The organism is Micromonospora sp. NPDC049049 (genome assembly GCF_040649115.1).
GTDB lineage: Bacteria > Actinomycetota > Actinomycetes > Mycobacteriales > Micromonosporaceae > Micromonospora.
In genome coordinates, this window is record NZ_JBEZEX010000015.1 from 37,836 (window position 1) to 52,277 (window position 14,442).

Here is a 14,442-nt window from a genome sequence, read left to right on the forward strand (position 1 = left end):
CGCGCCCGCCCGTCCATAGGCTCCGGCCACTGCGAGGCTTTCCCCCAAGAAGGGAACCCGAGACATGGCCCCATCGTCGCGTCCGTTCTGGACCCTCCCTGCGAAGCGGCTGGCCAACGCCGCCACGATCGCGCTCCTGCTCGGTATGGCACCCCTGCTCAGCGGCCCGGCAGCCGCGAGCGCCGCCCGGCCGACCCCCTGCAGCAGCGACCCGACCGCCCGGCTGACCACAGTGCCCAGCCCGGACGCCGTGCTCGGCTTCCCGCTCGGCGCGGGACAGGAGCGGGTCGTCACCAACGACGAGGTCCGGACATACCTCGGGGCGGTCGATCGCGCCTCGAACCGGGTCGTGACCGGCGTGATGACCACCAGTGTGCTCGGCCAGCCGTTGCCGTACGCGGTGGTGTCCAACGAACGCCACGTGCGGCCCGCCGCGCTCCGCGAGATCGCCGACGACATCCGGAACCTGCGCGACCCTCGCCGGACCAGCGCGCGAACGGCCGCCCGGACGGCGAAGGACAGCCCGGCCATCGTCTGGGTCACCGCGAACGTGCACGGCGGAGAGAAGAGCGGCGCCGACGCGGCGCTCAAGACGCTCTACGAGTTGGCAGCGGGTCTGTCCTGCGCTGTCGCCCAGCGCAACGACAACCTGGTCACCATCATCGTCCCCACTCAAAACCCGGACGGCCGTGACGCGACCCGCCGGCAGAACGAGTTCGGCTTCGACCTGAACCGGGACTGGTTCGCCCGCACCCAACAGGAGACCGACGGCAAGCTCGAACTGCTGCGCCGCTACCCGCCGCAGGTGTTCATCGACGCACACGAGATGGGCGGCCGGCAGTACTTCTTCCCGCCCAACGCCGATCCGATCCACCACGAGATCGCCGGGGAGGCGGTGGACTGGATCAACCGCATCGGCGAGGCCAACAAGGCCGGCTTCGGCTTCAACGGGGCCTGCGACGACACCGTCACCACCGAGTGCTACTTCAACTACGACACGTACGACATGTTCTTCATGGGCTACGGCGACACCGTGCCGACCACCGGCTTCGGCGCGGCCGGCATGACGTACGAGAAGGGCAGCGCGTCGGCGGTGGCCGACCGGGTCCAGCAGCAGTTCCACACCCAGTGGTCGACGCTCGGCTGGGCCGCCGCCAACAAGCGCGAGGTGCTGGACGGCTACTTCGACATCTGGACCGACGCGCTCGCCCAGGGCAGGGCGGGCACCCTGGAGCCGAACGAGGTGGTGCAGCCCACCAACGAGGTGCAGTTCCCGGTGCCGGACCTCACCATCCGCTCGTACTTCCTGCTGCCCGACCGGCAACTCGCCGACGTCCGCCAACTCGTCGAGCGGCTACGCCGGATGGACGTCGAGGTGTACGAGGTGCAGAAGACGACCCGGGTGCCCACCGCACGGGTCTTCGGCGGGCGTAGCGCCACGAACGTGACAGTGCCCAAGGGCGCGTACTGGATTCCGATGGACCAGCCGCAGAAGCACTGGATCCAGGCCGTCATGGGCGAGGACCCGTACGTCCCGTTCCCGTACTTCTACGACGTGTCGTCCTGGAGCAACCCGCTGCTGATGGGCATCAACACCATCTACACCGGAGACACCGTCCGGCCGAGGGCCGAACTGGTGCGCAAGGTCTCCGGCGGTCGCACCGGCGCGGCGTGGCCCTGGGGCTCGTACACGTACCCGCTGGACTCGGCCGCCGCCGCGGAGTTCACCTTCACCCTGCTCGGCCGTGGCGTACCCCTGGTCCGTGACCTCACGACCAGCAGGGTCGCCATCCCGGCGGCCACGGTGAACCGGACCGTGGACGAACTGGCCAAGGGGCTCGGCGTCACCCTGACCCCGGGCGGTCGGCCCGCCGGCACCCGCCTCGACCTGCCCGACGTGGGGTTGTTCCAGGGCACCGGCATCTCCACCACCTCGGGCTCGCACGGCGAGGCCCGCTACGTGCTCGGCAAGCGGTGGGGGCTCGACCTCACACCGGTCACCACGGCTGACATCAACGACAACACCGAGGCGTTCACCGGGCGTACCGTGCTGCTGGTGCCGGACGGCAGCAGCGCCACCGGCGGCCTGAGCGCCGCCGGGCAGGCCAACCTGCGCGACTGGATCGGCCGGGGCCACACCTACCTCGGGCTGCGCAACGAGGGCACCCGGGTCGCCCGCGCCGCCGGGCTCACCTCGACCACCGAGAAGACGAAGCCCGCTGACTACCTGGTGATCGGCTCGCACCTGCGCGTCGACGTCGACCGGAACAGCCCGGTGGCGCTGGGTCGCCCGGCGGAGGACTTCGAGTTCAACAACAGCGACCCGATCCTCACCCCGAGCACCACCGGGACGAACGTGCTCACCTACCCGACGGGTGACACCTTCTGGGCCAACGGTTTCACAGTCGGCGCGGAGACGTTGAAGGGCACGGCCGCCGTCGTCGACGAACCGACCGGCGCCGGTCGGGCGGTGCTGTTCGCGTTCAATCCGCTCTTCCGCGCGTACAACGAAAATGGCCTGCACCTGGTCGCCAACGCGCTGCTCTACCCGGCGACCGCCGCGTCGGACGCCCGACGCCCGGCCGGTGTCGACGCGGCGCGCGCCAGCGCCGCCGCCGCGCCGGTGACGCCGGACCTGAGCGGCGACTGGCGGCCGATCACCATCCAGGTGGCGGCCGGTGACCTGCCCCGCACCCGGGCGATCGTCGAACGCTTCACCACCGACGCGCAGGCGTCCGAGAAGAACGGTTCGGCGTACGTCGTGATCCCGAACCCGCAGGGGCTCCAGGTGGACGAACACCCGTTCGCCAGGGATCTGGTACGCGCGCTGCGCGACGCGGAGGTGCCGCTGCGGTCGGTGGTCAGCTGACCAACCCGTACACGGCGAAGCGCCCGTCCCCTCGGCTGGGGACGGGCGCTTCGGCGTCTGGTGAGGCTATGACCGGTGGGCGACCTCGGCGACGAACGCCTGCCAGGCCATCGGCTCGAAGACCAGCGCCGGCCCCTCCGGGTCCTTCGAGTCCCGCACGCCGACAATACCGGGGAGATTGTCCGCGACCTCTACACAGTCGCCACCGCTGGAGCCGCTGCGAGTGGACTTGCGCCACGTAGCGTCGATCAGGTCCATGACGTCACCACTTCCTTCATCAAGTCAGTTGACTGCCGCCGAGGTAGGGCCTCGTTCCGTATGGTCTCCCACTTCGACAGAAGCGTAGCCACGTCATCGTCGTTGTCGATGACCGCCCCGCCAAGCTGGTTCTCCAACTGGCCGACCCAGTTGCCATCGGCGGCCCGGGCCAGGATGAACGGGCCGGTCAGCCCGGCGTGCATGCTCACGTCACACGGCACGATGTGAACACTGATGTTCGGGCGTTCGGCCAAGGTCAACAAGTGCGTGATCTGCCCGACCATGACCGCCCGAAATTCCTCGCCCGCCCGCCGCAGCACCTCCTCCCCGATGACCGCAACGAATTGCGGTGCCTTCGGCTGAGTGAGGATCGACTGCCGGTCGAGCCGAGCCGAGAGCCGCTTGTTAACTTCCTCATCGCTGAGCATGTCGTCACAGCGAATGACCGCTCGGGCGTAGTACTCGGTCTGCAGCAGGCCGGGAATCAGGGACGGTTGCCAGGACCGGAGTTGAGTCGCGACACGTTCGGCGTCCAGCCACGGCAGGAACCAGGATGGTGCCCCCAGCTTCGCGACCATGCGCTCGAACAGGCCGCCGTTCTTGAACGCCCGGTCGGCACCCTTGATGAAGTCCAACGTCAGGGCCCGCGTCTCGCTCTCCACGGCGCTGACGTGGGAGGCGCTGAAGCCCGCGCCCCGGCCGAAGGCATCCTGGGTCATCCCGGAGGCCCCTCGGGCGCGGCGAATCTCGGCGACGATGAACGCGGCGAGCGGATGTGGCAGGTCGGCCATTTTGTGTTCTCCCCACAACTACTCACACCGCTATCCGGCGTGGAACGCTTCGTCAGCTCGACCCGATTCCGTGAGCCACCGTCTGAGCGTAATGGCCTCCACAGCGGAGTGTCACCAACGGCGCGGCCGGTGGGGGCTGATCCACTCGCTTTCCGGGAAGTCGGGGTGTTGGACGGCCAGGAACACCCCGACGTCCGCAAACCTGAGTGGATCGTGCCGCACGGGGGCGACCCGCCTACCGACCCGGCTCAGGGTTTGCGGGCGACGCCGCTGTAGCCGGTGCGGGCGACCTGTGGGTCCTCGGTGGCCGGCGGCTCGTCGTACGGCCACATGTTGACCAGCCCGGGCGACTCCAGGACGAAGTCGCCGAAGAACCGGGAGATGTCCGCGTGGCTCCTCGGCACGAAGGGGCTGTTCGCTCGCGCGTAGATCGCGGAGATCCGGGCCATCAGGTCGGGGTGCGTGTCGGTGCTGGCGTGCGACAGCGCCAGGTAGCTGCCGGGGGCGAGCGCGTCGCGGTAGGTGGCCACGATCCGCTGCGGATCCTGCTCGTCGGGCACCAGGTGCAGCACGAACATCATCAGTACCGCGACCGGGCTTTCGAATTCGATCGCGGCGCTGATCTCGGGGTGGCCGAGCACCTGCTCGGGGTCGCGCAGGTCGGCCTGGACCACCGACACCGTCGGCGAGTCGGCGAGCAACGCACGGCCGTGCGCGGAGACCACCGGATCGTTGTCGACGTAGACGACCCGCACGTCCGGGTCGATGCGGTGCGCGATCTCGTGGACGTTGTCCCGGGTCGGCAGCCCGGACCCGAGGTCGATGATCTGTCGGATGTCCCTCTCCTGCACGAGGTGCCGGACCGTCCGGGCGATCAGGTCACGACCCTGCCGGGCAGCCTCGGGCATCCACGGCGCCACCTGCAACACCATCTCGGCGGCGGCCCGGTCGGCGGCGAAGTTGTCCTTCCCGCCGAGGTAGTAGTCGAACATCCGCGCCGCGTTCGGCCTGTCCGGTTGCAGGGCTGCCTCCGACTGCGACTGCGACTGCGACTGCGTCATGATCGACCACCTCTCCCCCGGCTGTCCGGTCCCGCAGCATAACGCCCGCGATGATCGATTTTCGGCCCTCCGGGTCGGCTAGCGGACATCCGCCGGGCCGGATCGCGACAGCGCTCGCGGCACCCTTCGGCGCAGGCTGGCCGGGATCTGTGCCGACCGTCGGCACCCGGAGGAGGCTCGCGGCCCATGGGCGTACCCCGCGCAGGGACGGTGGTGATCGCCGGCGGTCTCGCCGTACTGCTGCTGGTCACCACGGCCGGGTGCAGACGGTCGCGTCCGTCACCGACACCGACCAGCGGCACGGCGACTGTCGGCCTGACGGTCAGCGCGTCGCAGCCGTCGTACCGGGTGGGTGAGCAGATCAGCCTGCTGCTGAGGCTGGTCAACAACCGCGACGCCGAGTGCCAGCTCAGTCGGGTGCCGGACGGGGCGGTGACGGTCATGTCGTTGACCCGCGACGGCACGGCGGTGGCGCCCGCGATCGGCGGCGCGGCCTACTACCGGGACTTCACCGCGTACCTGATCGAGAACCTGGTACGGGTGCCCCCGCGTGGGTCGGTGGAGCTGACGCTGGGCAGCGACCCGCAGAGCCCGGTCGGCGCGGCGCTGACCACCTCCGCGCCGGACGGGCGGGGCGGGGCCACCGTCACGTGGTGGCCGGTCGACCAACCGGGGGCGTACCGGCTGGTCCTGGGCTACCTGCGAGCGCCGCTGCGCGGTGTGCCGGCGGACGCCTGCGCCGCGACGGCCGAGCAGGGCACTGTCGCGTTCGAGGTGAGGGGCGGGTGACCGGGTTGCGGAGCCGAGTGCGAATGGGCGTCGTGCTGGCGGGCGTCCTGGTGCTGCTCGCCCCACAGGCGGCGTCCGCCGTGGTCAGCGTCAACAGCGACCTGCAAGCCGAGTACGCGGGCTGCGTCGGACAGATCCGCGGCTCCGGCAACGGCGCCGTGCTCGACGAGCTGGAACGCTCCGGCAAGCAAATCAAGGTGCGTAGACCCATTTTCGGCTCGGAGAGCAGCACCACCACGTACGTCCCGGGCAGTGACGTGCAGATCAACTGGGTGCCGGAGAACGACGGGCGGGCGCTGTCGGAGGAGGGGGCGGGTTTCACCGAGGACCAGTGCGCCACCCTGATCCACGAGATGAACCATGCCCTCGACGAGGTGAACGACACCAACCGGGGCCAGTTCTGCACGCAGGGCGGTCAACAGGCCAGCACTGCGGACCCGGCCGAGGTGCACGCGGTGTTGGCGGAGAACGCGTACCGCAAGGCGGTCGGTGTGCCACTGCGCACGACGTACAGCGGTGTGAAACTCCCGTCCAACGGCAAGGACTGCGACCAGCCCAAGCCCCGACCGCCCGGTGGTGGCGGTTGTTCGATCTCGGTGATCGGCAAGGGTTACCGGTGCGCGAACAGCAACGGCGACCCGCACCTGCTCACCTACGACGGTCTGCGCTACGACTTCCAGGCCGCCGGTGAGTTCGTCCTGACCCGCTCGACGACCGACGACTTCGAGGTCCAGGTACGACAGACGATGTTCCCGGCCAGCTCGGTGGTGGCCGTCAACTCGGCAGTCGCCGCTCGGGTGGCCGGTGACCGGGTCGGCGTGTACGCCACACCCGACGGTCCTGCGGTCCGGGTGAACGGCGCCGCGCCGGTGTCCGCGCCGGACGGGGTGAAGCTGCCGCACGGTGGCACCGTCACCACCTGGGGAGACGGCACTGTGACAGTGCAGTGGCCGGGCGGCGCGCGACTGACCGCGCAGCCGATCGGGGTGTGGGGGCTGAGCGTGAGCGTCAGCGCGCCCACCGCCTGGGCCGGGACGCTGCAGGGTCTGCTCGGCGACCATGACGGTGACCCAGGCGACGACCTGACGGTCCGCAACGGCAAGCGGGTGGCGCAGCCGCCCACCTTCGAGGCGCTGTACCCGGGCTTCGCCGACAGTTGGCGCGTCGAGGCGCAACGGTCGCTGTTCGATTACGAGCCGGGGCAGAACACCGGCACGTTCACCGACCGGCGGTTCCCGGACCGACTGCTCACCGTCGGGGACCTGCCCAACCGGGCCACCGCCGAACTCGTCTGCCGGCGCGCCGGTGTCACCGACCCGCAGATTTTCGCCGACTGTGTGCTCGACGTCGGCCTCACCGGGCAGGTGGCGTTCGCCGAGGACGCCGCCCGCGCGCAGCGCGACGTGCCTGCCGCCGGTGATGTCGAGCTGGAGGTGACCCGGGCCGGCGCCACGGCCGCGACGAAGGTGCCGGGCCGGGCCGGTCAGAAGATCTTCGTGGAGGTACCCGCCGCCACCGTGCCGGATCGCTGCGGCGTGTTGCTGCTGCTCGACCCGCAGGGCCGGCAACTGGCGACCGGCTGTGTCATCTCCGGTGCCGGCTTCATCGACACGACCACGTTGACGGCCACCGGCGACCATCAGGTGGTGCTCGATCCGTGGGATGCCGACCTCGGTCGGGCAACCGTACGGGTCGTTGCGGTGACCGACGAGGAGAAGACGCTCACGCTGGACGGGCCCGCGGTCCGGGCGACGCTCGCCCAACCGGGCGCGGTCAGCCGCCTGGCCTTCGACGGCCGCGCCGGTCAGAAGATCTTCCTCCAGGTCACCGACGCCACAGTGCCGGACCGGTGCAACCTGCTGCGCCTGCGCGACCCGGCCGGTGAACAGGTGACCAGCGGCTGCGTGATCGGCGGCCAGGGACATGTCGACGGGTTCGTCCTGCCAGCCACCGGCCGGTACGTGCTGGAGGTCGACGGGACCTCCACCGACACCGGCTCGGCGGACGTGCGGCTACGCGACGCTCACGACGAGGAGGCCGACAGCGTCGCGGACGGCCGAGCCGCCACCCTGACCGTCAGCAGACCGGGTGCGGTGAGCCGGCTGAGGTTCACCGCCGACGCCGGTCGTCGCGTCACCGTCGTGGTGACTGCCGGGAGTCTGCCTGACCGGTGCGGCATCCTGCTCCTGACCGGCCCGGACGGCGACCCGATGGGCAGCGGCTGCATCATCGGCGGGACCGGCCGGTTCGAGACGGGTCCGCTGCCGAAGCGCGGCACGTACACCCTCGTGCTCGACCCGTGGGCGGACGACACCGGCTCGGCCACCGTCATCATGCGCCAGGGGCGCTGACTGCGGCGGCTGTTGTGGGGGCCGACCCTTCCCGGACGAGCGTGATGTCTGTGAGTCATCGTGATGACTCACAGACATCACACACTTCGGGGAGTGCGTCAGGTGCCAACCCGAACGTGCTTGCTTCAGCGCCTCGGCGGGGCAGGCTCGGGGAGGGTACGGAACAGCAGCCAACTGAGCGCGGGCATCAGAATCAGCGGGGCGAGGGCGACCTGGAGGGAGATCGCGTCGGCGACACCGCCGATGAGTGGACTGACCAGGCCGCCGGCGCTGACGGCCAGGCCCAGTGTGATGCCACTCGCGGTGCCGACGCGGGTCGGAAGATAGTCCTGGCCAAGGGTGATCTGGAGAGAGAACGGAATGTAGAGCCCGGCCGAGGTGAGCGCCACGAACAGATAGAACGCCGGCCCGGGGACGAGCACTACCCCCGCGACGGCGGCGACGCTCACCAGGTACGACCAGCGCACGACGGTGACCCGGTCCCAGCGGCCGGCCAGGTTGCCCCCGAGCACCGTACCCACCGCTCCACCGAGGTAGAGCACCACCAGCGCCGCCGTTCCCGCCGAGGTTCCCCCGCCGGTGCGCTGCGGCGCGTAGAGCGCCAGGAATGTGCTCAGACCCGCGAACGCGATGGAGCGGCAGACCACGGCCAGCGACAGCCGGCCGAACGACGCCCTGTCGTCGGTCCCGATCCACCGCGGAGTGTCGGAACCGGCCCCCGTCGTCGGACGCAGCGCGCGAAGGACGGGCAGGCACAGCACGCTGCCCGCGAGGGCCGGCACCACGAGCAACGGAGTGAGTCGCAGACCGCGGCTGGCGACGACGGCGGCGACCAGAATGGGCGCTACGGCGAAGCCGAGGTTGCCGCCGAGGGAGAACCAACCCATCCCGGCGTGGCTTCCGCCGCTGGCGATCCGCGCGACCCGGGCGGACTCGGGGTGGTACGCCGCGACTCCGATCCCGGAGACGGCCACGAACGCCAGCGTCATCGGGTACGAACCGGTGATTCCGCTGCATGCGATTCCCAGTCCGCCCAGGATCGTGCTCAGTGGCAACAGCCAGGGCATTGCCCACCGGTCCGTCAGCGCACCGAACAGCGGTTGCGCCACCGAGGAGAGCAGCGAGGCGGCGAGCACAAGGCCGGAAGCTGCCGCGTAGGTGTAGGCACGCTCGGCGATGAAGAACGGTATGAGCGCCGCCACAGCCCCCTGGTAGACGTCCACGCAACCATGCCCGACGGATAGCAGGATGATCGTTCTGTTTCTCGGCACGCCGCTATGCTCGCCGCTTCCCGGCCTGTCGGGCTTCCGATAATCTGCCAACCAATGACGAAAATCCGCCATCGGCCGGTGGCACCGACTCGCGCCCAGCAGCTGGCGTCCGGGTCCGTCATCGACGTGCACCGCCACGACGACCATCAGATCGTCTACGCCGCCCGTGGCGTGCTGGCCATTACCACCGACGCGGGTTCCTGGGTCGTCCCCGCCAGCCGCGCCATCTGGGTGCCCGCCGGAACCGCGCACGCGCACCAGGCCCACGGCGCACTCGAACTGCACCTGATCGGCCTGCCCGCGACCGAGGACCCGCTGAATCTGACGGAGCCGACCGTACTGGCCGTCGGGCCGCTGCTGCGCGAGCTGATCCTCGCCTACACCCGCGCACCCCAGGATGACAGCCCCGCGCGTGCGCGGCTGCGGGCCGTTCTGCTCGACCAGTTACGGTCCTCGGCCACGCAGCCCGTGCGCCTGCCCACGCCCACCGAGCCCCGACTGAAGGCACTCTGCGCGATCCTGTACGCCGACCCGGCCGACAACCGCACCCTGGCCGCGCTCGGCAGGCAGGTCGGCGGAAGCGACCGTACGCTGTCCCGCCTGTTCCGCTCCGACCTCGGCATGACCTTCCCGCAGTGGCGTACCCAACTGCGGCTGCACCGTGCTCTGGTGATGCTGGCCGAGGATGTTCCGGTCACCGCCGTGGCGCATCGGTGTGGATGGTCCTCCGCCAGCGCGTTCATCGACGTCTTCCGCCGGGCCTTCGGGCACACCCCGGGCAGACACGAGCGCGGATAGCAGGGACGGCCGGCTGACCCGACGAACGGGCCAGCCGACCGTCGCGGCGTCAGCCGGTGGCGCAGATGGTGCCGTTGAGGGTGAACGCCGTGGGCAGCACGTTCGGCCCGCCGTACGCGCCGACGAAGCCGGCGCTCACCGTGCCGCCGGCGGCGATCTGCCGGTTGTCGGTGGTGGGCGTGACCCGCACCGCGGTGCCGACCTGTTCCCAGGTGGCGCTCCAACCGCTGCTCACCTGTTGCCAACCGGTGGGCCAGGTCCAGGTGAGCGTCCAGCCGTTGATGGGGCTGGACCCGTTGTTGATGATCTCGACGCCACCGATGTAACCGTTGCCCCAGTCGTTGTTGGCGCTGAAGCGGACGGTGCACGTACTGGCGGCAGGGCTGCCGGTGGCGAAGGTCAGCGGCGGTGAGGCCCAGGAGACCCGCCCGGCGGTGTCGCGGGCCAACACGTTGACTGTGTACCTGCTGCCCGGCACGAGGTTGTCGACGGTGAACGAGGTGCTCGTCGTCTCGCCGACCTGCTCGCTGACCGCGCCGAACTGCCGGTGCACCTCGTACTTGGCGATCGGGCTGGCGCCCGGGGCGGACGCCGGCCAGGTGATCGTCGCGGCGCGGTCGGTGACGCCGCTCGCGGTCGGCTGGCCCGGTGCCGTCGGCCGTCCGGCGGTGGTGCCGGCCGCACGCAGCACGAGCGTCGTCAACGAGTACGCGGGCAGCGTCCGGCTGGTCGCCGAGCCGGACTGGCTGGTGACGATGCCGGTGGCCCCGTTGGTGAGGGTGGACACCGTCGGCGCGACGGTCGACGGGGTGAACCCGGAGTAGTCGATGGTGACCGGGTGGTCGTTGTCCGGGTCCTTGTTCACCAGAAGCACGGCGAGGTCACCGTTGCTCCGGCGGACGGCGTGGGCGGTGACCAGGGGCTCGTCGGTACCAGCGCGAACGAACTGGTCGCCGGTCTTCGCGAAGAGCTTCATCATGCTCAGCCCGTGGTACGGCGCGAACGGTGTGTTCAGCGGCGGTTGACAGACCGAGCCGTCCTCCGTGCAGGCTCCGCTGGAGAGCATCCCGAAGTCGCCGTAGTCGGTCTGACCGGCCACCTGCGTCACGGTGCCCATGCCGTTGTGCACGTTCCACCAGTGGGCGGTGAAGACGCCGTTCTCCAGCAGACCGCTGTAGACGTCGGCGAGGAACAGGGCGGCCGGTTGGGTGTTCCGGCCGGCGTCGACGTTCAGCTCGGTGAAGCTGATGCCGATGCGGTCGGCGTTCGGGCCGGCGTACCTGGCGAGCTGCTGCCGCAGCAGGTAGGTGGCGTCGGGGAGGTGGTTGACGCGGGCCAGCGACTCGGCGGCGGTGCCGCCCGGGTACCAGTGCACGTCCACGAAGTCGATCTTCGGGCCGGCGATGGAGAGCACTGTCTGGTTCCACGGGCCCGGATCGCTGCCGGCGGTGATCCCGTCCGGCCAGTTGCCCGGCATGGTCAGCACCGCTCCGACCTTGATGCTCGGGTCGACAGCCTTCATCGCGTCGGCGTACTCGACGACCAGCCTCGCGTACTGTGTGGCGCTCTTGTCGGGGTGGTCGTCGGCCTCCCACGCGGATCCGTAGTGGCCGTTGCCGTAGTTCTCGTTGCCGACGGTCCAGTAACGCGCGTCGTAGCCCTTGGTCACGTTGGCGTACCGCACCCAGTCGGCTGCCTCGGCGGGCGAGCCGGTGCCGTAGTTCGCGATGATCATCGGCTGCGCGCCGACGCGCCGGACCGCCGCCATGAAGGTGTCGAAGTCGGTCCCCGGCGCGACGTAACCGCCGGGCGCGGTGTGGTCCTTCCAGTGGTAGATGTCGGCGTACGAGCCGCCGGGGTAGCGCATCATCTGCACACCGGCATCTCTGAGCAGGTCCGACGTCTCGGCGGTGCCGAGGTTCGAGTCCCAGATGGCGTGGTTGACGCCGAGAGCGGTGTCCGGCACGCTCGCCAGTCCCGCGCGGGTGTTGACGGTCACGGTGACCGGGTCGGCCGCCGCGCTGGCGGTTGGTGGGTTGACGCCCGCGAGCGCGCTCGCGGCGAGCAGCAGGCCCGCCAGGAGTGCTGCTCGGGTCTTCGGTTTACGCATGGGCGGGGTTCCTTCGCGCAGAGGAGCCGCCCGACCGGTCAGGGTGCGAACCGGTGACGGGCGATCTCGTGGACGGCAGACTCGGGTTGGTCCATCGCTCGTGTCACCGCCCCCCGAGATCACATGTGATCCCGGCTGCCCAGTGGACGGACGTCAGCCCCGCGCGCGGCTCTTCATCGACGTACCACAATGGCACTGTCGGTTGGACAATCTCAAGATGCGTCAGACGTCGTCTTCGCCGCGCTCCCCGCGCCCGGAGCGACGCCCGCGGACACTCACGGCGGCCAGCAGAGTGACGACCGCGGCGGCGAGTTGCAGCACGCCGCCGAGCAGTTCGACGATGCCGGAGAGGGCAGTAGCGTCTGGCAGATGGGTCATGAGACGGCCTCCGGGTTCGTGCCCACCGTCCGCTTCCTGCGGAAGGCCCTCCCCCGGGCTCAGCGGTGACCACGTGAGCGCCGCCCTCATTGTGACATCCACCCTCCAGCGGTGGAAGCCGTGAACGCCCCGACATGAGATCGACAGTCGTCGAACGTTACAGCTTGACGAACGGCATGTTATCGCTCACAGTCGATGCGAGGCGGTCAGCGTCCGCGGCTCACCGGGAGGCCCCTCGCTGGTTCGACCTCAGTGGTCAGGACGTCCCCGGGGCAGGTGGACGTCGCATCAGGTTCCGTCAGCAGCCGCCGGTGACGCGCGGCGGACGTCGCGCGCCCCGGGGCCACCCTGGCGCCGTCGTCGATCCGCCTGCGCCGGACCGCCGTGCTGCCGCCGGGTCCCCGACTCACGACAAGAGGAACCGCCGATGAGATCAAGGATCGCACTGCTGGCCGCCACGCTGGCGACGGCCCTGGCGACGATGACGGCAGTGGTCACGGTCGCCACCCCGGCGTCGGCCGCGACGCTCACCCAGGTGACCAACTTCGGCACCAACCCGACGAACCTCCAGATGCACCTGTACGTGCCGGACCGGGTCGCGGCCCAGCCGGCCCTGCTCCTCGCCCTGCACTACTGCACCGGCAGCGGTCCGGCGGTGCACAGCGGCTTCGGCCTGAGCACCCTCGCCGACCGCTACGGCTTCATCGTGATCTACCCGTCGGTGACCCGGAGCAGCAAGTGTTGGGACGTATCGTCACCGCAGGCCCTGCGGCGCGACGGCGGCAGCGACCCGGTGGGCCTCAAGTCCATGGTCGACCACGTCCGGAGCCGCTACCCGGTCGACGCCAACCGGATCGGCGTGGGTGGGTTCTCCTCCGGCGCCATGATGACCAACGTCATGGTCGGCCTCTACCCGGATGTGTTCCACGCCGGGTTCAGCTCCTCCGGGGTCCCGTTCGGGTGCTTCGCCACCACCAACGGCGCGGAGTGGAACAGCGAGTGCTCCGGCGGCCGGATCGTCAGGACCGGGCAGCAGTGGGGTGACCTGGTCCGCAACGCCTACCCCGGTTACTCAGGCAAGCGTCCTCGGTTCCAGATCTGGCACGGCACCACGGACACCACGTTGAGCTACGTCAACTTCGGCGAGCAGATCAAGCAGTGGACCAACGTGCTGGGCGTGTCGCAGATCCCCAGCTTCACCGACTCCCCGCAGGCCAGCGCCACCCGTACCCGGTACGGAGGCACCGGCGGCACGGCGCCCGTCGAGGCGATCAGCTTCCAGGGGTACGGCCACTCCATCCCGTTCGACGCCGCGCAGGCCATCCGGTTCCTCGGCTTCGACACCACGAGCGCCACCACGCCGCCACCCGGCGGCACGTCGGCGCCACTGCGCAACGCGGCCGCCAACCGCTGCCTAGACGTCCCGTCGCGGTCGCAGACCAACGGCACCCAACTGACGTTGTGGGACTGCAACGGCGGCACCAACCAGCAGTGGACGTCGACCGCCGCGAAACAACTCCAGGTGTACGGCACGAAGTGCCTGGACGCCGAGGGTGCCGGAACCTCGCCCGGCACGCGGGTGATCATCTGGGACTGCAACGGCGGCACCAACCAGCAGTGGAACGTCAACACCGATGGCACGGTGACCGGCGCACAGTCCGGCCTGTGCCTGACGCCCAACGCCGCCGGAACCGCCAACGGCACCCCTGCGGTCCTGTCGAGCTGCAACGGCTCGAACAGCCAGCGGTGGTCCCGAAGCTGACGCG

11 protein-coding genes are annotated in these 14,442 nt (G+C 70.1%); 5 read left to right on the forward strand and 6 right to left on the reverse strand.

Features of this window, described 5'->3' with window-relative positions; genetic code table 11:
* Positions 1 to 64: 64 nt before the first annotated feature.
* Positions 65 to 2,869 (forward strand): M14 family zinc carboxypeptidase, encoded by a 2,805-nt coding sequence (locus tag AB0B68_RS17130; RefSeq protein ID WP_357260937.1) that lies wholly within the window; start codon positions 65 to 67, stop codon positions 2,867 to 2,869.
* A 66-nt stretch (positions 2,870 to 2,935) separates the two neighbouring features.
* Here AB0B68_RS17130 and AB0B68_RS17135 read toward each other — a convergent pair whose 3' ends face one another.
* The 3 genes from AB0B68_RS17135 to AB0B68_RS17145 form a co-directional block, all read right to left on the reverse strand.
* Positions 2,936 to 3,127, reverse strand: a complete 192-nt coding sequence (locus AB0B68_RS17135; protein ID WP_357208616.1) for a DUF397 domain-containing protein — start codon at positions 3,125 to 3,127, stop codon at positions 2,936 to 2,938.
* Positions 3,118 to 3,918, reverse strand: coding sequence for a helix-turn-helix transcriptional regulator (locus tag AB0B68_RS17140; RefSeq protein WP_357260940.1), 801 nt, complete (start codon positions 3,916 to 3,918; stop codon positions 3,118 to 3,120). Before AB0B68_RS17140 ends, AB0B68_RS17135 begins: the two co-directional genes overlap by 10 nt.
* 248 nt (positions 3,919 to 4,166) lie before the next feature.
* Entirely contained in the window at positions 4,167 to 4,979 is an 813-nt protein-coding gene (locus AB0B68_RS17145) for an SAM-dependent methyltransferase (RefSeq protein ID WP_357260943.1), read from the reverse strand.
* Positions 4,980 to 5,165: 186 nt separating this feature from the next.
* Here AB0B68_RS17145 and AB0B68_RS17150 point away from each other — a divergent pair, with 186 nt between their 5' ends.
* Positions 5,166 to 5,768 (forward strand): hypothetical protein, encoded by a 603-nt coding sequence (locus tag AB0B68_RS17150; RefSeq protein ID WP_357260946.1) that lies wholly within the window; start codon positions 5,166 to 5,168, stop codon positions 5,766 to 5,768.
* On the forward strand, positions 5,765 to 8,119 hold the full coding sequence (locus tag AB0B68_RS17155) for a VWD domain-containing protein (protein WP_357260949.1): 2,355 nt from the start codon (positions 5,765 to 5,767) through the stop codon (positions 8,117 to 8,119). Before AB0B68_RS17150 ends, AB0B68_RS17155 begins: the two co-directional genes overlap by 4 nt.
* Positions 8,120 to 8,244: 125 nt before the next feature.
* Here the strand turns inward: AB0B68_RS17155 and AB0B68_RS17160 are convergent, their stop codons facing one another.
* Positions 8,245 to 9,390, reverse strand: a complete 1,146-nt coding sequence (locus AB0B68_RS17160) for an MFS transporter (RefSeq protein WP_357202386.1) — start codon at positions 9,388 to 9,390, stop codon at positions 8,245 to 8,247.
* 54 nt (positions 9,391 to 9,444) lie between these two features.
* Here AB0B68_RS17160 and AB0B68_RS17165 point away from each other — a divergent pair, with 54 nt between their 5' ends.
* On the forward strand, positions 9,445 to 10,188 hold the full coding sequence (locus AB0B68_RS17165; RefSeq protein WP_124857253.1) for a helix-turn-helix transcriptional regulator: 744 nt from the start codon (positions 9,445 to 9,447) through the stop codon (positions 10,186 to 10,188).
* Between the two features lie 49 nt (positions 10,189 to 10,237).
* Here the strand turns inward: AB0B68_RS17165 and AB0B68_RS17170 are convergent, their stop codons facing one another.
* Positions 10,238 to 12,298, reverse strand: a complete 2,061-nt coding sequence (locus AB0B68_RS17170; RefSeq protein WP_357260951.1) for a cellulose binding domain-containing protein — start codon at positions 12,296 to 12,298, stop codon at positions 10,238 to 10,240.
* 222 nt (positions 12,299 to 12,520) lie between these two features.
* Positions 12,521 to 12,676, reverse strand: a complete 156-nt coding sequence (locus tag AB0B68_RS17175) for a hypothetical protein (protein ID WP_357202392.1) — start codon at positions 12,674 to 12,676, stop codon at positions 12,521 to 12,523.
* Positions 12,677 to 13,103: 427 nt separating this feature from the next.
* On the opposite strand from AB0B68_RS17175, the gene AB0B68_RS17180 reads away from it, so the two are divergent.
* Complete coding sequence (locus AB0B68_RS17180) at positions 13,104 to 14,438, forward strand: PHB depolymerase family esterase (protein ID WP_357260954.1); 1,335 nt, start codon at positions 13,104 to 13,106, stop codon at positions 14,436 to 14,438.
* Positions 14,439 to 14,442 lie beyond the last annotated feature (4 nt).

Excerpts from the sequence above, each read along its gene's own strand:
- AB0B68_RS17140 (WP_357260940.1), bottom strand. The coding sequence starts at position 3,918 with ATGGCCGACCTGCCACATCCGCTCGCCGCGTTCATCGTCGCCGAGATT.
- AB0B68_RS17175 (WP_357202392.1), bottom strand. The coding sequence starts at position 12,676 with ATGACCCATCTGCCAGACGCTACTGCCCTCTCCGGCATCGTCGAACTG.
- AB0B68_RS17130 (WP_357260937.1), top strand. The coding sequence starts at position 65 with ATGGCCCCATCGTCGCGTCCGTTCTGGACCCTCCCTGCGAAGCGGCTG.
- AB0B68_RS17180 (WP_357260954.1), top strand. The coding sequence starts at position 13,104 with ATGAGATCAAGGATCGCACTGCTGGCCGCCACGCTGGCGACGGCCCTG.
- AB0B68_RS17150 (WP_357260946.1), top strand. The coding sequence starts at position 5,166 with ATGGGCGTACCCCGCGCAGGGACGGTGGTGATCGCCGGCGGTCTCGCC.
- AB0B68_RS17135 (WP_357208616.1), bottom strand. The coding sequence starts at position 3,127 with ATGGACCTGATCGACGCTACGTGGCGCAAGTCCACTCGCAGCGGCTCC.
- AB0B68_RS17165 (WP_124857253.1), top strand. The coding sequence starts at position 9,445 with ATGACGAAAATCCGCCATCGGCCGGTGGCACCGACTCGCGCCCAGCAG.
- AB0B68_RS17145 (WP_357260943.1), bottom strand. The coding sequence starts at position 4,979 with ATGACGCAGTCGCAGTCGCAGTCGCAGTCGGAGGCAGCCCTGCAACCG.
- AB0B68_RS17170 (WP_357260951.1), bottom strand. The coding sequence starts at position 12,298 with ATGCGTAAACCGAAGACCCGAGCAGCACTCCTGGCGGGCCTGCTGCTC.